General features: G+C 45.3%; 19 protein-coding genes and 2 tRNA genes. 9 read left to right on the top strand and 12 right to left on the bottom strand.

The genetic code is table 11. The annotated features are described in order from the left end of the window. The first annotated feature begins 52 nt into the window (after positions 1–52). The gene (locus ABW391_RS18790; protein WP_353483447.1) at positions 53–2,758 is read left to right on the top strand and encodes a TonB-dependent receptor plug domain-containing protein; all 2,706 of its coding nucleotides are present in this window, start codon (positions 53–55) and stop codon (positions 2,756–2,758) included. Positions 2,759–2,994: 236 nt separating this feature from the next. Continuing rightward, on the top strand, positions 2,995–4,539 hold the full coding sequence (locus ABW391_RS18785) for a long-chain-fatty-acid--CoA ligase (RefSeq protein WP_353483446.1): 1,545 nt from the start codon (positions 2,995–2,997) through the stop codon (positions 4,537–4,539). A gap of 66 nt (positions 4,540–4,605) precedes the next feature. Here the strand turns inward: ABW391_RS18785 and ABW391_RS18780 are convergent, their stop codons facing one another. Further along, entirely contained in the window at positions 4,606–5,241 is a 636-nt protein-coding gene (locus tag ABW391_RS18780; RefSeq protein WP_353483445.1) for a Uma2 family endonuclease, read from the bottom strand. Between the two features lie 42 nt (positions 5,242–5,283). Continuing rightward, entirely contained in the window at positions 5,284–6,672 is a 1,389-nt protein-coding gene (locus ABW391_RS18775; protein WP_353483444.1) for a GH1 family beta-glucosidase, read from the bottom strand. Positions 6,673–6,853: 181 nt separating this feature from the next. Here ABW391_RS18775 and ABW391_RS18770 point away from each other — a divergent pair, with 181 nt between their 5' ends. The 3 genes from ABW391_RS18770 (at position 6,854) to ABW391_RS18760 (ending at position 9,887) form a co-directional block, all read left to right on the top strand. Next, positions 6,854–8,407 (top strand): PD-(D/E)XK nuclease domain-containing ATP-binding protein, encoded by a 1,554-nt coding sequence (locus ABW391_RS18770; protein ID WP_353483443.1) that lies wholly within the window; start codon positions 6,854–6,856, stop codon positions 8,405–8,407. An 8-nt stretch (positions 8,408–8,415) separates the two neighbouring features. Beyond that, on the top strand, positions 8,416–9,201 hold the full coding sequence (locus ABW391_RS18765) for a M90 family metallopeptidase (RefSeq protein ID WP_353483442.1): 786 nt from the start codon (positions 8,416–8,418) through the stop codon (positions 9,199–9,201). Positions 9,202–9,278: 77 nt separating this feature from the next. Continuing rightward, positions 9,279–9,887, top strand: a complete 609-nt coding sequence (locus ABW391_RS18760) for a hypothetical protein (RefSeq protein WP_353483441.1) — start codon at positions 9,279–9,281, stop codon at positions 9,885–9,887. A gap of 56 nt (positions 9,888–9,943) precedes the next feature. Here the strand turns inward: ABW391_RS18760 and ABW391_RS18755 are convergent, their stop codons facing one another. From ABW391_RS18755 to ABW391_RS18745, 3 genes are all read right to left on the bottom strand, one after another. After that, complete coding sequence (locus ABW391_RS18755) at positions 9,944–10,663, bottom strand: hypothetical protein (protein WP_353483440.1); 720 nt, start codon at positions 10,661–10,663, stop codon at positions 9,944–9,946. A gap of 133 nt (positions 10,664–10,796) precedes the next feature. Continuing rightward, positions 10,797–11,405 carry a hypothetical protein gene (locus ABW391_RS18750; RefSeq protein WP_353483439.1) on the bottom strand — a complete coding sequence of 203 codons (609 nt, stop codon included), beginning with the start codon at positions 11,403–11,405 and terminating at the stop codon, positions 10,797–10,799. Positions 11,406–11,474: 69 nt separating this feature from the next. Further along, positions 11,475–11,675: a hypothetical protein gene (locus tag ABW391_RS18745; protein ID WP_353483438.1), complete on the bottom strand. Its 201-nt coding sequence runs from the start codon at positions 11,673–11,675 to the stop codon at positions 11,475–11,477. Between ABW391_RS18745 and ABW391_RS18740 the strand changes: the two genes are divergently transcribed. Next, positions 11,674–13,599 (top strand): sodium:solute symporter family protein, encoded by a 1,926-nt coding sequence (locus ABW391_RS18740; RefSeq protein WP_353483437.1) that lies wholly within the window; start codon positions 11,674–11,676, stop codon positions 13,597–13,599. The genes ABW391_RS18745 and ABW391_RS18740 overlap by 2 nt on opposite strands. A gap of 102 nt (positions 13,600–13,701) precedes the next feature. Here ABW391_RS18740 and ABW391_RS18735 read toward each other — a convergent pair whose 3' ends face one another. Next, on the bottom strand, positions 13,702–15,525 hold the full coding sequence (locus ABW391_RS18735) for a family 16 glycosylhydrolase (protein WP_353483436.1): 1,824 nt from the start codon (positions 15,523–15,525) through the stop codon (positions 13,702–13,704). A 105-nt stretch (positions 15,526–15,630) separates the two neighbouring features. Between ABW391_RS18735 and ABW391_RS18730 the strand changes: the two genes are divergently transcribed. Continuing rightward, positions 15,631–16,092 carry an SET domain-containing protein gene (locus ABW391_RS18730; protein ID WP_353483435.1) on the top strand — a complete coding sequence of 154 codons (462 nt, stop codon included), beginning with the start codon at positions 15,631–15,633 and terminating at the stop codon, positions 16,090–16,092. Positions 16,093–16,149: 57 nt separating this feature from the next. Here the strand turns inward: ABW391_RS18730 and ABW391_RS18725 are convergent, their stop codons facing one another. The 3 genes from ABW391_RS18725 to ABW391_RS18715 all read right to left on the bottom strand — a co-directional run bounded on the left by ABW391_RS18725 (position 16,150) and on the right by ABW391_RS18715 (position 19,245). Next, positions 16,150–17,142 carry a virulence RhuM family protein gene (locus ABW391_RS18725; RefSeq protein WP_353483434.1) on the bottom strand — a complete coding sequence of 331 codons (993 nt, stop codon included), beginning with the start codon at positions 17,140–17,142 and terminating at the stop codon, positions 16,150–16,152. Positions 17,143–17,222: 80 nt separating this feature from the next. Next, entirely contained in the window at positions 17,223–18,527 is a 1,305-nt protein-coding gene (locus ABW391_RS18720; protein ID WP_353483433.1) for a hypothetical protein, read from the bottom strand. Further along, positions 18,520–19,245, bottom strand: a complete 726-nt coding sequence (locus tag ABW391_RS18715; RefSeq protein WP_353483432.1) for a class I SAM-dependent methyltransferase — start codon at positions 19,243–19,245, stop codon at positions 18,520–18,522. Before ABW391_RS18715 ends, ABW391_RS18720 begins: the two co-directional genes overlap by 8 nt. A gap of 261 nt (positions 19,246–19,506) precedes the next feature. On the opposite strand from ABW391_RS18715, the gene ABW391_RS18710 reads away from it, so the two are divergent. Further along, the gene (locus tag ABW391_RS18710; protein ID WP_353483431.1) at positions 19,507–19,734 is read left to right on the top strand and encodes a hypothetical protein; all 228 of its coding nucleotides are present in this window, start codon (positions 19,507–19,509) and stop codon (positions 19,732–19,734) included. A 270-nt stretch (positions 19,735–20,004) separates the two neighbouring features. Beyond that, positions 20,005–23,064: a WD40/YVTN/BNR-like repeat-containing protein gene (locus ABW391_RS18705; RefSeq protein ID WP_353483430.1), complete on the top strand. Its 3,060-nt coding sequence runs from the start codon at positions 20,005–20,007 to the stop codon at positions 23,062–23,064. A gap of 39 nt (positions 23,065–23,103) precedes the next feature. Here ABW391_RS18705 and ABW391_RS18700 read toward each other — a convergent pair. The 3 genes from ABW391_RS18700 to ABW391_RS18690 form a co-directional block, all read right to left on the bottom strand. Next, a tRNA-Glu gene (locus ABW391_RS18700) sits at positions 23,104–23,175 on the bottom strand. Between the two features lie 188 nt (positions 23,176–23,363). Beyond that, positions 23,364–23,435 (bottom strand) — tRNA-Glu (locus tag ABW391_RS18695). Then, positions 23,414–23,669 (bottom strand): hypothetical protein (locus tag ABW391_RS18690; protein WP_353483429.1); only part of this gene is annotated, 256 nt, incomplete at its 5' end. The genes ABW391_RS18695 and ABW391_RS18690, both read right to left, overlap by 22 nt.

The raw sequence follows: 23,669 nt of genomic DNA, 5'->3' as shown, positions 1-23,669 counted from the left end.
GAGCGAAGCCGAAGTGCCAGGGCAACCGACCGCTTTTCAACTAAAAACAACCATGTCCATAAAGCCTCAGCTCCTATGGCTTGCGTTCCTCCTTTTCACCTGCTCTGTAGCGGGCCAGTCCAAGCTTTCTATCAATGAAAAATTTCAGAATACTGCATTAGAACGCATTTTTGATGTTTTTTCAAAAAAATACAACATCAGTTTTTCTTTTGAAAACTCGGCTGTTGCCAATATTCGAATCTCCAAGCGGATCAATGCCAAAGATTTATCCTCTGCATTGTCTCAATTGTTTGTGGGGCTGCCCTTGGAATACCAAATTTCAGGTTCCAGCCAGGTGTTGGTACGCAAAGTCGTTTTGGAGGAAAATTTTACCAATAGCGAAGTAAAATCAAAGGTTCCCAGAAAAATAAACGGCGTACTGATTGATGCCTGGACCTTGGCGCCCTTGCCTTTTGGGCATGTCCTTTGCGGGCAAGGTGAAGGGGTTATCAGTGACGAACTAGGGCGGTTTGAGCTTAACCTTGAAGATGCCAGCGCCAGTACCGAAGTGGCCGTTCAATACCTGGGTTACCAAACCCGCAAGACCTGGATTCAAGCGGGAACTGATCCTCTTGACATCAAAATCAGACTCACCCCCAAAATAGAACAGTTGCAGGGGCTTACGGTGACGGCGCATTTACCGGTGATATCTAATAAGTTGCTGGAAGATGCTACGGTTTTTCGCGGTCAGGGACTCCAACGGCTTCCTTCTTTTGTCAATGGAGCCGATGTTTTTCGCAGTTTGCAATACTTGCCCGGGATCAGTGCGCACGACGACCTTTCTGCCGACCTCAGCATCAGGGGTGGCAGTGGCGACGAAAACCTGATCATTCTGGATGGCATCACGCTCTATAATGTGACCCACTACTTTGGCATTTTCAGCATCGTGAATCCGCAGATAGTAGATGAGGTAAAAGTGTACAAAAATGCTTTCCCTGCTGAATATGGAGGCCGAACTTCGGCGGTGGTAGACATTCGTTCCCCGCAACGCCTTGCTGGAGATACCAAAGCCAAAGCCATTGTGGACGTCAACCTGATTACCAGCAGTGTCCTGTTGGATGTGCCCATTGGCAAACAGTTTAGAGTGATGGCGGCAGGGCGCATTACCAATCAGAATTTGGCCAATAACAAGTTATTCAACTTGCTCGATGCCAAGGTTGAAGAATCCCGCATTCCCAAAATGAGACAGGGTATAAAAGCTTTGCAGGAGGTCGTATCCCAAAAACCTGAACTCCGTTTTTTTGATACCAACTTCAAAGCGAGCTGGCGGCCTTCCCAAAAATTCAGTGCAGACCTGAATTATTTTAGTGGAGAAGACAATTATGCCTATGCATACAAACGCCAAAGTGGGCAGATTATCGGCAACCGTCGGGAGGTAGTGAATGAAACCTATGACGAAAGTGCAGATTGGTTTAATCAAGGGATTGGCTTGCAGATTCAGCAAAAATGGACCCCCCATTTTAGTTCCCACCTCAACATCGCCTTTTCAGAATATGGCATTGAGCGCAGCTATGCGCAAAGTGCAGTACAACAAGTGAGCAACTTTAAACGACCTATTTTTGATTTTTCCAACGTCCACTCCAACCACATCCAGGGTTGGGATGTCAACTGGAAGAATGAATGGCAACTCAGCCCCCGTCAAAAAGTAGTATTTGGTTTTGAAAATGTACTCAATCAAGCCAGTTTGCTGATCAAAGAAGACAAGAAACCCATCCTCGAACAAAATGGGCTGTCACCACAGCAATCCATTTATGGCGAATACCAAAATTCCCTGGCGGATTCAACCTTAAGTGTTAATCTTGGACTTCGTGGAACCCGCTACGAAGGCAGTACATTTTTATCTCCACGGGTGGGTTTATTCCTCAAGGTAAACGATGATTTTCAGTTGAAATCCTCCTGGAGCATCTACCAGCAGTTTATGTACCAGTTTTACCACGAAGACCGCTACGGCCGCACCTATCCCTATTGGGTGCTGGCCAGGGATCCGAGGCAATTTCCGGTGATGTCGGCGCACAACATTATGCTCGGGGGAAATTACCGCAGGAAAGGTTTTGAACTGGACGCAGAGTTTTATGTTAAAAACACCAACAACCTGGTTGAATACGCCAGGGTATTTACCGCCTTGCCCAACGACTCTACGGCCATAAATTTTCGGTCTTTTATTGGTTCAGGTAAGACGGTAGGTTTGGATCTTTTGCTAAAAAAATCGTTCCGGCATTATGAAACATGGATCGCGTATACTTTGAGCAAAAGCACCCAGCAGTTTCCCCAAATCCTGAAAGGAACCACTTTTCCTGCCCCCAATGATCGGCGCTATCAATTGAAATGGATCAACCAATACAATTGGAAGAAATTTGATTTTTCGTTGGCCTATGTTTTTGCCTCTGGCCGCCCGTTCACCGACTTGTCCAAGGTATTGGATAATCCCAACGATCGCGAATTGCTCAGTCCGGAAAACCGCATTTCTTACCTGGAAGATTACCACCGGGTTGATCTGGCCACTACTTATTCTTTCCACATCGGCAAGACCAGCGTGCAGGCCAACTTGAGCTTTTTCAACCTGCTGAACCACAAAAACGTCAAATACCGCCAATACATCTATTCTTACGTGCCTTCCAATCCGCGCAATGGTCAAGTGACCCCTCAAAATACCGTTCAAGGCATTGAGTTGCAGTCTTTGAGTTTTACGACTTCGGTAGGGGTGGTGGTGAAATTTTAGGGATGATACATCACCAAAAAACGCAGGAAGCTTAAATAGAAAAGTATTAGAAATAGGAAAACCGACGCCAGATGCACCTTTGAAAGTCCCCCGCTCAAACGTCCTCAACGTTTCGGTTTTCAGATTCAAAGATAACATGCCTAACTTTTTTATTCTACAAACATCCAAACTCTCTTTTTTTTTGTAAATTTCCACAAGTATTTTACACTGACACCCCAGAACCTAAACCAGATCGCATGCTCAATCTATCCGTTCTTCTCGAAAACAGCGCCCGCCGTTTTCCCAACAAAACTGCATTTATCTTTGGTGATACCGCTTTGAGTTTTGCCCAAATCAATGGCGCAGCCAATCAGGTGGCCAATGGCTTCAAAAGCAAAGGCATCCAGCCAGGAGACAAAGTGGCCCTGAGTTGTTTCAACCTGCCCTACTTTCCGATCATCTATTTCGGTATTTTGAAAGCTGGCGCGGTGGTGGTGCCACTTAGTGTTTTGCTCAAAAAAGACGAAATCGAGTACCACTTGGAAGACAGCGAGGCCAAAGCCTATTGCTGCTTTGTGGGTACGCCAGATCTGCCCATTGGCCAAATGGGGCATCAAGCCTTTGAAGAAACCAGTACCTGCGATCACTTTTTCCTGATCATGCCACAGCCTACCGATGCACCCAGCATCCCGGGTGTCGCTACACTGGGCAGTCTGATGGCCGGGCAGTCGCCAGTGAGCGAATCCTATGCCGCTGGTGCTGAAGATACGGCGTTGATCATCTATACTTCTGGTACCACCGGAAGGCCCAAAGGGGCAGAATTGACGCACAGCAACTTGTTGCAAAATGCCATCCTTTCTGCCGATCTGGTTGGCATTCAACCCGCAGATACCTTGCTGATCGTGTTGCCGCTCTTCCATATTTTTGCCATGACAGTATTGATGAATACGGGATTGTACCGGGGGGCAGCCAGCGTACTGTTGCCTCGCTTTGAAGCTGAAGCCGTATTCGGACTGTTGGCCAAACACAAGGTGACCGTTTTTGCAGGGGTGCCTACCATGTATTGGGGGCTGCTCAATTACCGGGAAGAAAAATTTGACTACCAAAGCATCGCCGCACAATTGCGCATTGCCGTGTCGGGAGGAGCATCCTTACCAGTACAAGTACTCAAAGACTTTGAAACCCGCTTCAATGTGCCCATCATCGAAGGTTATGGCATGTCGGAAGGCTCGCCGGTGGTGACTTTTAACCACCCCGATCGCCCGCGCAAACCGGGAAGCATCGGTACCCCGGTTTGGGGCGTAGAAGTAAAACTGGTCAACGACCAAGGAGAAACCGTTCCACTAGGGGAGAAGGGGCAATTGCTGTACCGGGGACACAACGTGATGAAAGGCTACTACCGCAAACCCGAAGCAAGCGCTGAGTCTTTGCAAAATGGCTGGCTACATTCTGGCGACGTGGCCATCGAGGACGAAGACGGCTATTTCTACATTGTAGACCGCACCAAAGACATGATCATTCGGGGCGGATTTAATGTTTATCCCCGCGAAGTGGAAGAAGTGATGATTCAGCATCCTGCTATTTCACTGGTAGCCGTCATTGGCATACCCAACGATGAATACGGCGAAGAAATCAAGGCTTGTGTGGTACTCAAAGACGGGGAAAGCGCTACCGCAGAAGAACTTATCGAATGGACTCGGGAGCGCATTGCGGGTTACAAGTACCCTCGGGTAGTGGAATTTTTGGCCAATCTACCCATGAGTGCTACCGGGAAAATTTTGAAGAAGGAGTTGCGGAAGTAAGGCTTGTTTCCAGAACAATGCTCTTTTGAATAAGCAAAAATTGCTCATTCAAAAGAGCATTTTGGATTAGAACTCAATTTTTTTGCTTTGCAGATATTGCCCGATATTCATTGAAATCCCTTCCAACAACAGCACATCGTTGTCAAGTTGGAATACTTCCCATGAGTTGCCAGGCTTGGCCACAATGATGGTATTGCTGCGGGTAAAAACCCAAATGATGCGCTCCGTGCCAAAGGCCATCAACTTTTTTGCCTTGGCAATGATATAGGGATCGAACAAATCAATAGAGGTATCTTCTAACGTAACCCGAACATCAATTTCAATCACAATTTTGGGATTGACATCGATGTATTTTACGGTTATTTTGTCTGGAGTAAGGATGCTGTTGTCGTAAATGGCAACATCCAGGGCGAGATTGCTACGATGGTCGATATGGCTTCCTACTTCTCCACAAACGGGTTGGTATTTATCTAAATCTAACTTTTGAGCGAAAAGAATCATCAGGTAAGCTTTGATGATCGATTGCAATCCACTATCCGCCATAATATCTTCCAGTGTTTTTTTCTTGTTTAAAACTTCTTTATACCCTTTGTAATAAAAAGCAACCCCATCGATCGTTTCCCGAACCAGGTATTCAGGAATCGTGCGTTTTCTGGGTTTCTTTTGCGCTGTATCTAAAGTTTGTGGTGACTTAACAGTCATGTCCGTTTTATTTTTTTCAAAAATACATACAATTCCAGTAATCTACAACCCATTCTGCCGAATCACTTCCCCGTACCATTTGGCCGACTCCTTAGGAATTCTATTCAGCGTACCTTCCTCAATATAGGTAATCCCAAACTTCTTGGAGTACCCCGAAGCCCACTCAAAATTGTCCATCAATGACCAGATGAAGTAGCCTTGCAGGTTGACGCCATTTTGGATGGCTTCCTGAATGGCACCAAGGTAGCCCTCAAAAAAGGTGATCCTCTCCTGATCCGCCACTTGACCTTCTACCAGTTGATCGTCAAAAGCACAGCCATTTTCGGTGATGAAGATGGGCGGATTGTCATAACGTGCGGCAATCCATTCCAGGAGTTTGCGGCAGCCCCAGGGCACTATTGCCCATTGCATGGCGGTTTGGGGCCAATCGGGAGCAACACTCAGGTTGACATCCTGGTCTTCGCTCAGGCCACCATTGCCATACACACTGCCTGCTTCCTTGCTTTCGGTGGCATCGGAAACGTACATGGTGGTGTAGTGGTTGAGCCCAAAAAAATTGGAAGAACCCTGGATCAATTCTTTTTCGGCTGCGCTAAAACGGGGAAGTCGATCGCTAAGCCGTTCGCGCATGCAGGCAGGATAATCACCTTTGTAGATTGGATCAGCAAACCAGGCCAGGAAGAATTCCAGAGCGCGTTCAGCAGCTTCACGATCCGCAGGGCTATCTGTGAGCGGCTCCCGCCAATCGCAATTGTTGGTGATGCCGATTTGGCCTTGCTGCTGGGCTTGGTATTTCTTGCGGTACAGATCCACTGCTTTGGCGTGAGCCAGGATGAGGTTGTGTCCCGCCAGGTAAGGCAAGTCTTTGGATTGTACTCCAGGAGCAAACACACCATGGCCATAACCCAGGATGGCCACTACCCAAGCTTCGTTGATGGTGATCCAGTTTTTGACCCGGTCGCCAAAATGCTGAAAACACAGCTCCGCGTATTCGGCAAAGGCATCCGAAATGCCTTCGCCCAGCCAGCCGTGCAATTCAAATTCCAGGGCTGCGGGCAAATCCCAATGGTACAAGGTCACCCAGGGTTCGATACCTGCCAGGAGCAATTCATCGATGAGAGCATTGTAAAAATCAATCCCGGCGGGATTGACTGTTCCGCGCCCTGCGGGCAAAACCCGAGGCCAGGAAATGGAAAAGCGATAAGCCTTTAGCCCCAGTTTCTTCATCAGGGCTACATCTTCCCGAAAGCGGTGGTAATGATCGCAGGCGAGATTGCCGTGGTCGTGGTTGTGCACTTTGCCCGGGATCATGCAAAAAACATCCCAGATAGATGGCCCTTTGCCATCGCTGAGGTAGCCGCCTTCAATTTGGTAAGCGGAAGTGGCGCTGCCCCACAGGAAGCCCTCCGGGAATTTTTTGTTGGTGCTCATCGCGGTTAAAAATTTCCTGGCAAGTTAATTTTTCTGCGTTACTAAGATTAACTTACCTGGTGATTTTTATTTCGTAATCACATCAGAAAACCCTTTTTCATGCTATCTACATCGGATTTACTCATAATATCCCGCTAGTCTAACCTTTTAGTCCTTATCTTTGAACCCTCAACGACTCGGAATGCAGCAACTACCCATCGGAGAACAGAATTTTGCCAAAATACGACAATCGAACATGCTCTACGTCGATAAGACGGAACCTATTTATCGTCTTTTGCAGGGCAGTAATTACAATTTCCTCTCTCGTCCGCGCCGTTTTGGCAAGTCGCTTACACTGTCCACCATTCGGAACATTTTTCAAGGAGAAAAGGAGCTGTTTAAAGGTTTATGGATTGAAAACCAATGGGATTGGTCGGTAAAACACCCGGTAGTTCACCTGTCCTTCAACCAGATTGGTTATGCTGAGATCGGCCTGGCTGCGGCACTCACTAAAGCGCTACGACAAGTTGCGGATGATTTTGGAGTGGACGTAAAGTCTACTACCCCTGGTTTGCTTTTGCGTGAATTGATCCTTGCTATGGCTGCAAAGCATGGCACGGTGGTATTATTGATTGATGAATACGATAAACCCCTGATTGATTTTTTGAATAAAAATGAGCTATCGATTGCCAAAGAAAATCGCGCAACGCTAAAAAGTTTTTACAGCGGCCTCAAGGATGATGCTGCCCAAGCTGCCTTGCGTTTTTTTCTCATCACAGGCGTGTCCAAGTTTAGTCAGGTGAGTTTATTTTCGGATTTGAATTACTTGAGTGACATCACCCTGAACAGTAAATACAACACCTTGGTGGGGTACACCCAAGAAGAATTGCTCCAAAATTTTGAAGATTACCTCCAATTGTTGCAACGCAAAATAGGAAATGTAGATCGCCCCGCACTTCTTGAACGCATTCGTCGTTGGTACAATGGTTACAGTTGGGATGGCACTGAGCGGGTGTACAATCCCTTTTCGATTCTTTTGCTGTTTGAAAACCTCAACTTTGGCGATTTTTGGTTCAAAAGTGGTACCCCTACTTTTTTAATCAACTTGCTCAAAGAGCAGGAACTGTACGTGGTAGACGACATGCGCGTTTCTGGCATTCTTTTTGATAGTTACGACCTGGAGAACATGGACGCCCGCGCCCTGATGTTTCAAACGGGGTACTTGACCGTCAAACAGTACGACCCTTACCGCAATCGTTATACCCTCGGCTACCCGAATCGGGAAGTGGAAGAAGCCATGAATAATTACCTCATAGCATCACTCCTCAACCGCATGCCAGTCGATGCCTTGCGCCCCGTGGAATTGCTGGAAGAGGGCTTCCTACGAAACGACCTTCCCAAAGTCATCGCGGTCATCAATTCCTTGCTCAAAGACCTGCCTAGCCACTTACTCGACGACAAAACCGAGCATTTTTACCATGCCCTAGTACACTTGCATTTTCGCTACCTGGGACTGTATTTGGAGAGCGAAGTGCATACCTCTGACGGTCGTATGGATGCAGTGGTGCAAACGCCTACACACGTATACATCATTGAATTCAAATTGAATGTAGATGCAAAAGTTGCTTTAGCCCAAATTGTAGAAAAACAATATGCTGAAAAATTCCGCTTGATCCAAAAGGAAATCATTGGCTTGGGGATCAGTTTTGATACCATCAAAAAAGCGGTGAAAGATTGGGTGAGCAAGGAAGTATAATACCCACAATGACCAACAACAAACTTTTAGCAATTGCATTTTTCTTGATCCTTTTGATCACCTGCTGGTGGTGGCTTTTTTTCAAGAAAAAACGCCCAAATTCCGATGCATTTCCAACGCCATGGAGGTCTATCCTGAGCAAAAAAGTTGCTTTTTATCTGGAGCTTTCAGCATCAGAAAAAGTCCGCTTTGAAGAGAGTGTGCTACAGTTTTTGGACAAAATCCTCATCACCGGCGTTGACACTGATGTGAATGATACTGACAAGCTGCTGGTAGCTGCGAGCGCGGTTATCCCTCTTTTCGGATTTCCAGGATGGAGTTACCGCAACCTGCGCGAGGTGCTTTTGTACGATGGGCCATTCAACCAGGACTATGAGACTGAGCAGGGCAAAGCCCGAAACATTCTGGGGATGGTGGGCAGTGGCAGCATGAACCATATGATGATTTTGTCCAAACCATCCCTAAATCAAGGCTTTGAGCAGCAGCGTGCTAGTCACAATGTTGGCATTCACGAGTTTGTTCACCTACTCGACAAAGCAGATGGTGCTACGGATGGCCTCCCCGAAGCGCTCATCCAACAACCCTACTTGACCCCTTGGGTGAAGTTGATGCACCGCGAAATTGCAGCGATCAAAGCCGGAAGGTCTGATATCAATGTTTATGGCAGTACCAATGAGGCCGAGTTTTTCAGCGTTGTCAGCGAATATTTTTTTCAACAGCCTGAGCGCCTGGAAAAAAACCACCCGGCACTGTTTGATCTATTGGAAAAAATTTTCAGGCAAGATTTGGCGTAATGGCAACTAAAGAAGCCGTAGTCCAATACTCTCTGTTTCAACGGCGGAATTAGCGTATCTCCCTAAAATTAAACCATATGCAATACGCACTCTTACCACTCTTCTTCGCCCTGAGCCTTTCATTAATGGCCCAAGGCAAACAAATGGTAATCAACAACAAAAAATTCAATAGCGTTTTTAGCAACCTGAAGACTGGTATTTTTAACGGAACGGCTAACGGAGTGTTGTTCATCAAGAATACAGAATTACAAGAAGTGATTTTGGATTTCCAGGGCAGTAAAGCCCATTTAAACATCAAAGCTGACGTTGAAGAAGTTTACGATGTGAGCACCAAAACTTATCAGGCATCAACTACCAGTGGCAAAACCAGCATTGAATACAATACCTACAACTATGGCAACGAATTAATCATCAAACTTGCTAGGGATACTTTTCAGGTTGGCTTGTTGGATGGGGCAAGTGATGCCATTATTGATGGGCTGAATTATTTCTACAAAGCCGAAAAAGGAACCGAATATTTGATATTCAAAACTGAAAAGGTGTTGATTTTAAGCAACTATCGTACACTTATAAATGGCATGAAACGCAATGGAGACACCATAGATACCATAAAACCTAAAGAAAAATTTATTCAACTGTTGCCAAACTCGGTTCTCGTTTTTGCCATTGGTCGAAGCAATAACTGAATCAATCAATCCACGCTGGAACAATGTTCTGACTTGTGCCGCAGTGTCAGTACAGTTCATTTCGTTCTTCTTTTCCTTGCTTTCCAAATCTTCACTTCTTTAAAATTTTCTTTAATTGAGTCTAGTTTTTCAATGAAATAACCATCTTTATAAATCATTGAATGGTATTGAGCTTTAATTATTTTAAGGGTATCTGGGTTGGTCATTGTTCGCTTACTATCTATGTATTTTTTTTCAATGTTTAATCCGGTGCCAGTAAATTTAGAAATTGTACTTGAATAGTCATCAGCATCTCCAAAGTATTCGGAAGCAACAAAAACATCAATTAGTTTGTCTCCTTGAAATGAAAGAAGAAGCACTTGGTTAGGCACGTAATCTCCTGATAATCCATATACTAATTTGACATTGTTTGGAAGGTTTTTCAAGCAAATACCTGAATAATAAATATTATAACATAAAAATCCTTTTTTCTTCAAAATATCAATAGCCTTTTCTTGAATTGAAATTATTTCATGTTCTTTTTTAAAATAATATTCAGATAGGCCTAAAAATGGTTCGTCAAGTATATCAATTGTTTTCAAATCGTCGTACTTATAGTCACACTTAAAAGCCAGTGTTGAGTCAATTTTTCTTTCTGGCTTTGTTCCCAGCTTGCTTATCAGCGGGTCTTTGTGGGTACTATTATGCGGTGTATCAGGTTTTGCATTATTCTGATAGCGAATGCATCCACTAAGAATGGAAATAATACACAAAACAAGATTTAGTTTTTTTTTCATTGTGTTTCAATTTGAAATGAACAATTATACCCCCGCTAGTCACCAGTTGTAATGCGATTTTTTTCGTTGATGTTGAAAGATTTGTACTAGTGAGAAAATTAGGTTTGCATCTACAACTTACCACTTTTCTTGATTACTCCTTCTTAGTCTTGTATTTAACGAAAAGGTCATTTATCTTCTTCACTGTCTCTGAAAGCATTTCGTCTGTACATTTATTATTTAGATTTTGATCTTTGTTTTTCGGACATTTGTATATTACTTCAAAATAACATTTATATTCTTGATTACTAAATAAAAGCCTGAAATTAGTTTTATTTGAATCTTTAGAGCAGAAATAAGTCCTGGTTTCATGACATCCATAATAGAAACCGATACCTCTGATGGGTTCAAATATGTCGACACCTTTTTTGTGGTATATTCTTCCAATATACTTGCCATTGGTTGACGATAAGACAAGCGTTTCGCAGTTGTTTTCATTTGAGGCACTGTCAAATTTGCATTTTTCAACGATTAAATTAATCCTCTCTTTATCTCTTATTGGTTCAAAATCTTTAATTATTCTATTTTTAATAATACTAGCCCATGAGTAACTAAAGCAAGTGTCCTTGGGGAATTGGTAATTAGTTTGAGTATAAAAAATGTCAATTACATTTTTATTAGTATCACCCTCTACAGTATTAGTACAAGAATAAATCAATATAAAAAATAACAACATAAAAACAAAAGTGAATTTAGTGTTCATTGTGAAAGGTTTTTTAAAATTCAATATGCTAAATTTGTTAGAACTTGCTGATTCTGGGTTATCCGCTATTCAAAGATTCCCAAACCAACCAAAACATTGCGCTACCGCTGCTAAGCAGAAGCGGCGCTGCCCAAAGAAAGTCCCTTCACAAATTTTTTGTTGATACTCATCGCGGTTAAATATTTTGCCCAAGTTATTTTTTTTTCGTTCCTTAGATTCACATACACCATTATTTTTATTTCGTAATCGCATCAGAAAACCCTTTTTCATGCTATCAACATTAGACTTACTCATCATATCCGCTTATTTTGCGTTGATGATCTGGCTTGGATTGTACATGCGCAACCAGGCCAAAAAAAGCAAAGACGCTTACCTTATGGGGGGCAAAACCCTCCCCTGGTACATGCTCGGTTTGAGTGACGCCAGCGACATGTTCGACATCAGTGGCACCATGCTGCTGGTCAGTATGGCTTTTTTGTATGGCTTCAAAAGTGTATTCATTCCCTGGATGTGGCCTGTTTTCAACCAGATTTTTTTGATGGTCTTTCTCAGCAGGTGGTTGCGGCGCAGCAATGCAACTACGGGCGCAGAATGGCTGGGGACAAGATTTGGACTCAACGACAAGGGCGTAAGGCAAAGTCACCTGGTGGTGGTTGCTTTTGCACTCATCCTGTGTGTAGGCTATATGGCTTACGCCTTCGTGGGGGTCGGCGAGTTTTTGCAAATCTTTCTGCCTTACGAGAGAATCAAAGATGCGCTGCCCTTTTTGAGCCATGGTGAAGGTGCTTTTAGCGTGGGCAGTGCCGAATACCAGGCTGCCTTGCAAATCTCCAAGCACAATACCGCTCAGTTTTATGGCATTTCCATCTGTGTGGTGGCCACGTTTTACAGCATTGTGGGGGGCATGCACGGCATCGTGTTGGCCGATGTGATCAAGTACATGATCATGATCGTCTGCTCCTTGTTTGTGGGCGTAATTGCGATGATCCATTTGGCCAATGCCGAGGGCAGTATCCTGGATCAGGTGCCGTTGGGTTGGGATACGCCATTTTTTGGCACCCGTTTAGGGCTGGATTGGTCGTCCTTGCTCAAAGATGCTACCTTAAAACTGGAACAAGATGGGTATCAACTCTTTTCAGCCGTAGTAGGCATGATGCTGATCAGTGGGGTGATGAAGAGCCTCGCTGGGCCAGCACCCAACTACGATTGCCAGAAAATCCTGAGTACCCGCAGCCCTGAAGAAGCCGCCAAAATGAGTGGCTTTATCTCCGTAATCCTGATGCCGATTCGGTATTTCATGACCATGGGGTTTTGTGTACTGGGCATTCTGTATTTCAGCGAACTGGATTTGACCATGGGCACCGATGGCCTGATCAATTTTGAAAACATCATGCCTGCGGTGATCAGCAAGTACCTGCCGGTGGGTTTAATCGGCCTGGTGCTGGCGGGTTTTCTGGGGGCTTTCATGAGTAATTTTAGCGGTACGCTCAACGCTGGACAAGCTTATTTGGTCAACGACATTTACCTCAAATTTGTCAATCCAGATGCCGAGCGCAAGAGCATCATTACCATGAGTTACCTCAGTGGTATTGTGATGGTCGTGTTTGGCATTGGGGTGGGCTTGCTGATCAAAGACGTGAATATGATTTTCAACATCATCACGGCGGGCTTGTACGGGGGCTTTGTGTGTGCCAACGTACTGAAGTGGTACTGGTGGCGCTTCAATGCGACGGGCTATTTCTATGGGATGTTGGCGGGGATTGTGGCCAGTGCCATTCCGCCGGCTTTGTCGGTCAGCGGCATTACCCACTATTTTGATGGTACAAGAATGTTGTACTTTTTTCCCGTGTTCATTGTGATTCAACTGATTGCCTGTATTATCGGCACCTATGCTGCACCGCCCACGAATCAGGAAACCTTGCTGCATTTTTACAAGACAGTACGGCCTTGGGGACTGTGGCAGCCAATCCAGGAATTGGCACTTGCCGAAGATCCAAACTTTGAGCGGAACACCAATTTTGGCAACAATATGCTCAATCTCTTCTTGGGCATCACTGGGCAGCTCCTGTTGATGCTGCTGCCAATGTACCTGATTATGAGCAAATGGGTAGGCTTATGCATGGTACTGGCGCTGCTGGCCGTCATTTTTGTGGTGATGAAGCGAACTTGGTGGGATCGCTTGACGGCTTGGTAATTTTAGGTTTCACACAAATGCTGCGCAGGTTTTTCTGTGATAAATCTGCGAATAAATCTGCGCAGCATCTGTGTGAAATAAAGTCAAAATTGGATTCAGTACTTATTTCCCCTTCACCCATTTCCTCAGCGCCATCTTCCCATCGGCCCGCAGTACCTGCACGAGGTACATTCCAGCCTGGAGCGAGGTAACATTCCATTCCAACAATTGTTTGCCGGCAATTTCATTGGAGTGCGTCTGAATGATTCGACCATCCAAACCCAAAAGCGTGGCTTGTATGATGCTTTGGGTGCCTGTATTTTCAAGGCGCAATTCATGTATCCCTGGATTGGGTGACAGGCGGAATACCTGATCGGCATCAATCAATGCTTCTCGGACGCCTGTAGCCACGGCAGCATAAGAATCCAGATTGTCGAAATAGTAAGTATTGTTGCTAAAGGTATTGGGCTTAAACAGCAACACAAACTGATTGACAGTGGAGGAAGAAGTACCTGCATCCGGGCGATCCAGGTAAGTTAATTCCAGGCGTTCCCAGGCGTTTTGCTTGGTAGTGAAAGCCTGAAAACGGCTGTGGCGGCCAACTGGGTAGTTTTGGGCCGAGCGTGTGCTGTTTTCTGCCTGAAACAAAATCTCGGTGCCTATTGCTGCGTTGGTGTATACGTCGATGTAGAATTTACGGTCTTTCTTGAGGTAAGGCTCCATATCGCTGATTGGCGTGCCTTGGTAAACCATTACATCGTATTGTACGCCTGCATTGCGCACGTATTTGCCCACCAACGCAGAGTTATTGATCCCCGAATTGTCAGGGTTGGGGGCATTGTCCGTAAAGGCTCCGTTGACGAAGGTTTGCTTGAGCGGGGAGGAGTCGTCAAAGTTTTCAAGCGCTTTTTCGCGGGCCAATCCTGGCTCAACCCGCACATATACTTTTACCTCTTTTTTGCCGCAGGCGTTTTCGATTTCGGCCTTGAGTTCGCCACTCGCGCTGCCCCATTTGATCGCCACATTGCTCGTACCCTGGCCTGATGAAATTTCAGCACCTTCAGGGGCTGTCCAGGTAACCTTGCCATCTGCTCCCAGTCCACTGAGTGTATACACCGTAAATGGCGCTTTGAATGGCACGGATCGCGGCCCACTTAGCGTATTCGATCTGGTGTCGTAAACCCGTACATAATCCACCTCCATGGTTTGAGGGAAAACGGTGCTGCCATTAGGGCTACCTGGCCAATTGCCGCCCACGGCTACATTGAGGATGAAGTGAAAACGCTGATCAAAAGGCCAACGCTCAGGAGCCACATCGCTGGGCTTTTTGGTGGAAAACAAATAATCATCGATGTACCAGCGGATTTCATTGGGTTCCCACTCAACTGCAAAAACATGGAATTCGGTATTGAAATCTTCTTTGATGGCCTCATACGTAGCACCCGTAGAGCGATTGTTGGGCCAATCTTTGCCGAAATGGATGGTGCCATACACGTTCTTGGGCTCTTTGCCGATCCATTCCATGATGTCGATTTCGCCACTTTTGGGCCAGGTGCCATATCTTTCGTCGGTGGGCATCATCCAGAAGGCGGGCCAAATACCTTGCCCGACAGGTAATTTGATGCGGGATTCCATGCGTCCGTAAGTGAAGTCAGCACGGTTAATGGTGCGAATCCGGGAGGAAGTGTAGGCATTGCCGCCAAAACTTTCGCGTTTGGCGGTGATTTTCAACAAACCATTCGCAACGGTGGTGTTTTCAGGGCGGTAATATTCCAATTCGTTGTTGCCCCAACCGCCACCGCCGGTCTGATGGCTCCATTTTTGGAGATCCAGGGCTGTGCCGTCAAATTCGTCAGACCAAACAAGTTTGGGACATTGTGCCTGGCTAAGTGCAGAAGCAAATATGCCAAAGCCCAGGACTAGGAGTGCTAATTTTAAAAGTTTCATCACTGAATGTAGGTTGTTATTGCCGCAAAATAGCTTTTCAAATATGCGAATAATTCACAAAAATAAGCAGTTATCTATGGAATTTTAATTCCCTTGCTTTTCCAAATGACCACAGTACGTCAAATCAAAGGAGAATGCACTACCTTTGCGCCTTCAGCAAATACCATTATGCAACGCATTCCTTCGATCTACTTTGGCCCCAGCGAAATCGGGGGCCGCGGGGTTTTTTCCACCGAGCCCATTTCTGCGGATTCACTGGTGGAAATCTGCCCCGTCATTGCTTGCCCCAAAGAAGACCTGCCCGTCATCCACAAAACTTTTCTGCACGATTACTACTTCCTTTGGGGAGACAACGACGATGAATGCGCCATCGCCTTGGGATTTGGTTCCCTCTACAACCACTCCCGCAACCCCAACGCGCGCTACTGGTGCGACCCCGAAAATGCCATCATCGAAATCTGGACCATCCGTGACATCGAAGTAGGGGAGGAGATTACCGTGAACTACAATGGAGATCCTGAAATTCAGGATCCGGTCTGGTTTGAGGAAGGCGGGGAGGAGAAGTAGAATGACGAATGGGGAATATGCGCCAAGATTGGACATTATTCTCTTCCTCTCTAGTCATTATTCTTTTTTCTTTGGGCTGAGTTTTTTCGTAGTTTTCTCAATCTGCTTTATAAAATCTTTTTCAATTTCACTCAGTTCGTTCTTTTTCAATTCCTTAAATTTTTCATATTCATGTTCGGCTTTGCTCAATGCTTGCTGATGGCTGATCGTCCCGGCGTGTTGCAACACTTCATTTCCAGTCATTTTCAGAAAGTCATCCAATCGTTCTATCCAGTCCTTCATGTACATGGGCTTTCTATTGAGTGCTTGTAATTCTGCTAATTCTAGGTATGCTGTTACCATTCGGTTGAGGATGTTTAACTCCTCTTCATTCAAATAGTTCTTAGCGATTTCTATTTCTTGCTTTGTGGGTTTGTTCCCTTTAAAATGGGTTAGCCCTAAATTTGGCTTATTTGCATCAATACGTTTGTAAATAACTTCTGCGGCAGTGTTACCATGAGCAGCCCAGTGCATTTTGTTTTGTACAGTTTGAAAGAACTGAATGGAGATTTCGAGTTTAGAGTCGTAATCAATACTAGTGGCATAGATGTCAAGCACTTTACGCCAAAATACCTTTTCAGAAGATCTAATGTCTCTGATACGGGCGAGTAACTCATCAAAATAGTTTCCTCTACCAGCCTGTTTAAGCAGTTCATCGTTCATCGTGAATCCTTTCACGATATATTCCTTTAATCTGACCGTAGCCCACTGCCTAAACTTAGTACCTTGATGACTTTTTACTCGATAACCTACCGAGATGATCACATCCAAGTTGTAAAAATTGGTAGGTTTAGTAGAAAAATCGGAATTTCCGATTTTTCTCATAGAAGTTTGTTTTTCAAGCTCAAGCTCTTCGTAAATATTCAAAATATGCTCATTGATTGTGGAACGTGACTTTTGAAACAGCTCGGCCATTTGATCAATAGTCAACCAAACCGTTTCCTCCTCCAGACGTGTTTCTATTCGGGTATTTCCATCTTCGGTTTGGTAGATAATTATTTGACTTTCCATAGGTTATTATTTGAAGATTCAGATGTCATTTTTTGGGTATGGTATTGTCTGTTTGTTTATTCCTGGAAACCTGTACTCTCTCATTTTGCACTATACCAAAACGGAATAAAGCATTCCCGTTTCTTTCCATCCTCCTTGTATTCTGATTGCACCTGAATCACGTTTTCTCCTTCTTGGAACAAGCTGGCAGGAACAAAGGCCAGAAATCCATATTCAAAGGCATTGGGGTTGTTGTATGAACGCAAGGCTGGATCAAAAACATGACCATTCACTTTGATATGGAAATATTTCCCAGCTTGTTCTTTGAACCAGGCGCGGCTTTTGAGCAGGTTCTCGGCTTCGGATAGCTTGGGGTCATCGTGGTATTTTCCAAACTTTTGGTGCAGTTTGACCTCTTCGCGGACGGGAAGAGGAAGGAACAAGTTGAGCCCTGAACCAAAAACCTGAGCACTGGGAATCATTGGGCTTAAAATCAATTGCCCATCTTTTAGTTCATCCGCGTAGTGCTGGGCGTAAAACCGATCTTCGCGGTTATCGAATTTGAAGTAAAAATCCTGGTTGGCAAACAGGGCATTGCTCTGGATGAAAACGACCATAAAAACCGGAAGCACCAGGGTTATATACGCCAAAAAACGCAGGGTATATTGGGTCTTCTTAAAGTTGGTGATAAAGGTGTTGTTGATCCGATTAATGGGTTCCTGGAAAATATGAAACATCACATTACCAACTCCTCTAAAAAAGGGATAATGGATTTTTTGAACCCATGGTTTTTCGCGAAGTTTTTTGTTGTTGAGTATTCCATTTAAGAAACTGGGAACAAGCACCAGTCCGAGCAGGGAAAAGAAAGCAATATGAATGTTGATGACAGGAATGAGTTGGTGGAGCAAATAGGCGATAGTCGCAACGGCCACAACCACAATGGCAATGCTCAAAAAGATCATGGCAGCCGAAAAAGAAAACGCAAAAATAATGCTACAAGTTTGGTCTATTCTCGCATTGTAACTGCGCAAATCACCAAAATCAGCCTTTAGTTGCTGCAAATAATGCTTGCTGAATGCCTCACTTTCTTCGTTGATGCCTTGCGGAAAAACCGAACTTAACCCAATTAATCCCACCCAGAGAGAACGCAGGATGAAATGCATGACAAAGTTGACCATCAAGATGGTAATGGTAAATGTGAGATAGGTAAATACCAAGTACAGAATGTCCAAAATATCATCGCTGAAATTGAGCAAACAAAAGTTGATCAAGTTGTTCAGCAACCACGGCAACTGAAAGGAGCCATAAATAGCCGCTCCGGAAATGATCAGTTCTGCCGACCAGCTTTCGGCTTCCAGGTGTTCCAGCCAGCCTTGTTTTGTTTTTTCGGGTGTTGGGTTATCCATTTTCTTGGGTGTTTTTTCGGAAACGGTACAACAATTGTGCTCGATTATTTTTGTCGGCTTTGACAATTGGAATTTCAGCTTCCAGGACAAAACCGTGTTTCAATACCAGCTTTTTCAATTCTGCGGGATTGTACATGTGGTGTTCGCAGCCAGGATGCCGATCTTTTGCATCGCGGGGCACCAACTCACTGATGTACAGGCGCGCAGAGGCTTTCATGATGCGAAAAATATCGCGCAGCATGGCCTCCGGGTCGCTAAATTCGTGAAAAGTTTGAATAATCATCACTTTACTCATCGATCCAGTAGGCAAACCTGTGCTTTTTCCGGTCCCGATGGAGGTTTTGAATGAATTGCTGATCCGTTCACCTTTGACGATGGAATAGTATTTGTAAACATAGCTGGCCTGTTGGGCATTGCAACAAGCGGAGTCGATGTCAATAGCAAAAAAGCGCACTCCTTCCGTAAACAAAGACAAAGCGCCTTCCCAGCGCAAGGCGCCGGCACCAATGTCGGCAATTTGTTCGCCTTTCTTGATGTGCAAACCTTCCAGGTGTTTCATCAGGTTTTGGTCGGATTGGGCGTCTGCGAGGGAGGTGTGTTGGTAAAAGTAGCATTTGTCGAGATTCGATGATTGCTGTGCCTGCATCGCCATTGGAAGCAAAGTAGCAACGCATAAAAGGTAAATCCGATAAGGAGCGATAAAAAAATAAATGTTCATTTTGCTAAAGGATTAGATGAGTAAACGATTCATTTTAAGTGCCTCATCTAATCCTTTGGCTCAAGAAAATGAACATTTATTTTTGCTCCACTACCAATGTAGCATCGTTTCGTCGACTTAGTGACGGTTAAAAAATAAATTCAGCAAATTTGAAATCCAAAAAGATGAAGTTATTATTTAACTGTTACTTGGTTGGAAAAACTAACAAAATAAGCAAAATCAAGATTAAAAAAACAATTACCTTTATTTAAATTTGACGCTATGACAAAGATAGTGATAGAAGTTCCAAATGCACAGGATGCACTTTTGCTGATAGAATTTGCAAAACGCCTAAATGGAGTAGTTCAATTAACCGACGAACAAGTTCAGAGGCCACAGTCGGCTTTTGCCTGGTTAGAAGCGCTTTCCAATTCAATGCCTTTCGAAGCCATTGAGGATGTGGTTGAATGGCAAAGCCAACAGCGTCAGGATAGAATTTTAGTGCGATAAACAATTCATGTTATGCTCATAGATAGCAACATCATTATCTTGGCTTCAAAACTTCAAAATGCTAAACTCCTTTCGAAGTTGAAAGAATATGAAGCGCTCATAAAAGTATCAGTAGTTTCGAAAATTGAGGTTTTAGGTTATCATCAATTGAATCAGGTTCAGAAAAAATTCCTCATTAACTTTTTTAATGCAATCCCTTCAATTAGATCAATTTAAGTTCAGCTATCCCTGGAAAAGCACATTCTTTCATTCACTCATAAGCTACACTGTATGAAGTATAAAGCTAAGGCTATTGTTCTTTTTCAATTAGGACTATGGCTTTCCATCTCGATTGGTGCTCAAAATACCATTTCCACCCAACGCTTCACCGGCCTGGAGTACCGGAGCGTGGGTCCTACCCGAGGTGGTCGGGTTACTGCCGTTGGTGGGCATCAAGCTACTCCAGGCACATTCTTTATGGGCGCCTCCGGCGGTGGTTTGTGGAAAACAACCGACTATGGCAATGCCTGGAAAAACGTTTCGGATGGATTTTTCGCCAGTCCCTCGATTGGTGCCATTGGAATTGCCCCTTCAAAGCCAGATGTGCTGTATGTAGGCACTGGTTCCGATGGTTTGCGCAGCAATGTCATATCCGGCAAGGGGGTTTATAAATCGAGCAATGCGGGTCGGACTTGGGAAAACGTGGGTCTGGAAAAAACCGGCCACATCGGCGCGGTAGAAGTACATCCCAGTGATCCTGATATCGCTTTTGTAGCCGCGATCGGAAATGCGTTTCAACCCAATTCAGATCGTGGCGTATTTCGCACCCGCGATGGAGGCAAGAACTGGGAGAAAGTCCTCTTCCTGAGCGATACCGTGGGCTTTGCCGATTTGGAGTTTCAACCCGGCAACCCGCAAGTCCTTTACGCTGCAGCCTGGCGCGCTGAGCGCCGCCCCTGGACAATCATCAGTGGAGGCAAGCAAGGCGGCATTTACAAATCAGAAGATGGAGGCAACACTTGGCGCAAACTCGTTACTGGTCTACCCAATGACCTAATCGGCAAAATCGACCTCGCCGTTTCACCCGCCGATCCCAAGCGGGTTTATGCCCTAATCGAAGCCTTGCCTGGCGGAGGTTTGTACCGCTCCAATGATGCGGGCGAATCCTGGAGCCTGGTCAGTTCAAACCGGGCTTTATTGGATCGGCCTTTTTATTACTGCAACGTCACCGCCAATCCGCTGAATGCCGACAACGTTTTTGTGAATGCCACTGAATTTTGGCGCTCCAACAACGCCGGGCGTACTTGGGCTTCTTTAGATACGCCCCACGGCGACGAACACGATCTCTGGATCAATCCTGCCGATACACTGGTTTGGATTGAATCCAACGATGGTGGCGCCAACATCACCCGCGATGGTGGCCGCAACTGGTCTACCCAGCTCAATCAACCCACTGCCGAGCTGTACCAGGTTGAAATAGACGACCAGTTTCCGTACTGGATGTATGCAGGTCAGCAAGACAATGGGACAACCATTGCCGTACCCAGTTTTCCTCCTTACGATTCACCCATCGGCCCGATGGGCTTTTATTTGCCCACTGGCGGTTGTGAAACTGGCCCCGCTGTACCCAAACCCGGCAACCACAATATCGTATATGCCAACTGCAAAGGCTGCTTCAGTGTGTACGACAAGCGCAGTGGACAGGAACGCAACTACTTTGTAGGCGCCACCAATATTTATGGCCACAAGCCCAACGACCTGAAGTTCCGATTCCAGCGGGTATCGCCAGTCCATGTATCACCGCACAATCCCAAAGTGGTATATTTTGGTTCTCAATACCTGCACCGTACCTTGGATGAAGGCCAAACCTGGGAAACCATTTCTCCTGATTTGACGGCCAATGAACCCGACAAGCAGGTCATTTCGGGCAGCCCGATTACCCGCGATGTGACGGGCGAAGAGTATTACAGCACCATATATGAAATCAGGGAATCCAGCAAGCAGGCTGGCCAGATTTGGGTAGGTGCCAACGACGGCCCCATCTACGTAACCCGCAACAATGGCAAAACCTGGCAAAACGTAACTCCAGCTGGATTGCCCAAAGGAGGTCGGGTGGATTGCATTGAACCTTCCCCACACCGTGCCGATAAAGCTTATGCCGCCATCTTGCGTTATCAGTTGGGCGATTGGCACCCGTATTTGTACAAAACCGAAGATTTTGGTCAATCCTGGGTACTCATCACGAATGGTATTCCAGCCGACCACCCAGTACGGACGGTTCGTGAAGATCCAGGTCGCGAAGGATTACTGTTTGCCGGAACCGAATACGGCATGTTCGTTTCTTTTGACGATGGTCAAAACTGGCAACCTTTCCAACGCAATTTGCCGATTACCCCAATCACCGATATCAAAGTACACCGGGGCGATTTGGTACTCTCTACCATGGGGCGTGGATTTTGGATCATGGACAATGTGGAAGCTTTGCGCCAGGTCTCTGCCTCCGCTTTGACACAACCCAGCCTGCTACTCAAGCCGCGTGACCAGTACCGCCTGCGTTATCCCTCTAATGCCAAAGGGACTGAGCCTTATTATCCTGCACCGGGTGTACAAATCGACTACTGGCTCAAAGATGCCCCAAAGGGCGAAGTAACCCTGGAAATACTCAACGCCCAAATGCAAACCATTCGGGCATTTACGACCCAAAACAACCCAAGAGACACCTTGCGCATTCCCAATCGGGCGGGCATGGCGATGGGCTTTATCATTGCAGGGTTTACCGATGCGCTGCGCAAAACGCCTGGTTTGCACCGCTTTACCTGGGATTTGCGCCATTTAGGCCCCTGGGATCGATTGGGGAATCGAGTAAGTCGCGGTGCACCAATGGCAGCCCCGGGGCAGTATTATGCAAAATTGACGGTAGATGGAGTTGTTTCGATGCAAGGATTCAACGTATTGGCTGACCCAAGAATGTTGAATGCCGGAGTTACCGTAAAAGACATGCAACAACAGGAAACGCTGGCCTTGCAAATCATCGAGCTGGAAAGCCGTAGTCGCATCCTGGGATCTACCATTACTCAGGAAAGGAATGCTGCACAGCAGAAAAACGATGCCAACTTGCAAGCTTTTTACACTGGATTATATGCAGAGTTGTTCATGGCCGAAGGTCGGTACATGATGCCACGATTATTGGATCAAGTCGCTTATTTGCGCAGCATGTTGGATCAAGGCGATCAAAAACCAGGAAAGGATACTTTTGTACGATACGATGAACTGAAAAATTGGTACAATCGATTGGTGAAGCAGAGTGCGGAAAAAATGGGGAATCGCAAAGAATTTGCGCCGATTGATTAGAAAAAAGAAGAGCGCCCCTTATTGGGCGCTCCCTTTTTGCAGCCCGTACGGGAATCGAACCCGTGTTACAGGAATGAAAATCCTGCGTCCTAACCCCTAGACGAACGGGCCATCTAGGTAATTTTTTTGAATAAATAGTGGGGCAAAAATAAGTGTTTCATTTTTTCGTAGCCAAAGTATTAGATAAGAAACTTGAAATGAACCGTTTACTTATCTAATACTTTGGCAAAACGAAACACTTATTTTTTTATCGCCCCTAGACCAGGAACACAATTAAAAAATTCCTGAGTGTAAAAGTGTAGCCCGTACGGGAATCGAACCCGTGTTACAGGAATGAAAATCCTGCGTCCTAACCCCTAGACGAACGGGCCATTTGAACTCCATAATTCAAATTTCCTCGAATTATTTTTTGTTCCTTTCTATTTTGGACTGCAAAGATAAATTCGTCTGAGGGAATTTCGCAAGAACTTGGACTTATTTTTTTGATTTTTTTTTCAACAGCATCTAAAAAAACGAATAATGAATATTTTTTTACCTTTGCGCTGCATTTAGTAACGCAGAAAAAATAACTTCCCGATTTTGGGTTTTGAATAGGAAGTCGAACG

The sequence above is a fragment of the Haliscomenobacter sp. genome (genome assembly GCF_040403615.1).
Classification (GTDB): Bacteria; Bacteroidota; Bacteroidia; order Chitinophagales; family Saprospiraceae; genus Haliscomenobacter.
Note: the sequence above shows the minus strand (reverse complement) of the source record. Positions and strands in the feature narration are given on the sequence as shown.

Coding starts and splice junctions, on each gene's coding strand:
- ABW391_RS18780 (WP_353483445.1), bottom strand. CDS start 5,241: ATGACTGTTAAGTCACCACAAACTTTAGATACAGCGCAAAAGAAACCC.
- ABW391_RS18735 (WP_353483436.1), bottom strand. CDS start 15,525: ATGAAACTTTTAAAATTAGCACTCCTAGTCCTGGGCTTTGGCATATTT.
- ABW391_RS18705 (WP_353483430.1), top strand. CDS start 20,005: ATGAAGTATAAAGCTAAGGCTATTGTTCTTTTTCAATTAGGACTATGG.
- ABW391_RS18775 (WP_353483444.1), bottom strand. CDS start 6,672: ATGAGCACCAACAAAAAATTCCCGGAGGGCTTCCTGTGGGGCAGCGCC.
- ABW391_RS18725 (WP_353483434.1), bottom strand. CDS start 17,142: ATGGAAAGTCAAATAATTATCTACCAAACCGAAGATGGAAATACCCGA.
- ABW391_RS18765 (WP_353483442.1), top strand. CDS start 8,416: ATGACCAACAACAAACTTTTAGCAATTGCATTTTTCTTGATCCTTTTG.
- ABW391_RS18790 (WP_353483447.1), top strand. CDS start 53: ATGTCCATAAAGCCTCAGCTCCTATGGCTTGCGTTCCTCCTTTTCACC.
- ABW391_RS18740 (WP_353483437.1), top strand. CDS start 11,674: ATGCTATCAACATTAGACTTACTCATCATATCCGCTTATTTTGCGTTG.
- ABW391_RS18785 (WP_353483446.1), top strand. CDS start 2,995: ATGCTCAATCTATCCGTTCTTCTCGAAAACAGCGCCCGCCGTTTTCCC.
- ABW391_RS18750 (WP_353483439.1), bottom strand. CDS start 11,405: ATGAACACTAAATTCACTTTTGTTTTTATGTTGTTATTTTTTATATTG.
- ABW391_RS18720 (WP_353483433.1), bottom strand. CDS start 18,527: ATGGATAACCCAACACCCGAAAAAACAAAACAAGGCTGGCTGGAACAC.
- ABW391_RS18755 (WP_353483440.1), bottom strand. CDS start 10,663: ATGAAAAAAAAACTAAATCTTGTTTTGTGTATTATTTCCATTCTTAGT.
- ABW391_RS18710 (WP_353483431.1), top strand. CDS start 19,507: ATGACAAAGATAGTGATAGAAGTTCCAAATGCACAGGATGCACTTTTG.
- ABW391_RS18730 (WP_353483435.1), top strand. CDS start 15,631: ATGACCACAGTACGTCAAATCAAAGGAGAATGCACTACCTTTGCGCCT.
- ABW391_RS18760 (WP_353483441.1), top strand. CDS start 9,279: ATGCAATACGCACTCTTACCACTCTTCTTCGCCCTGAGCCTTTCATTA.
- ABW391_RS18715 (WP_353483432.1), bottom strand. CDS start 19,245: ATGAACATTTATTTTTTTATCGCTCCTTATCGGATTTACCTTTTATGC.
- ABW391_RS18770 (WP_353483443.1), top strand. CDS start 6,854: ATGCAGCAACTACCCATCGGAGAACAGAATTTTGCCAAAATACGACAA.
- ABW391_RS18745 (WP_353483438.1), bottom strand. CDS start 11,675: ATGAAAAAGGGTTTTCTGATGCGATTACGAAATAAAAATAATGGTGTA.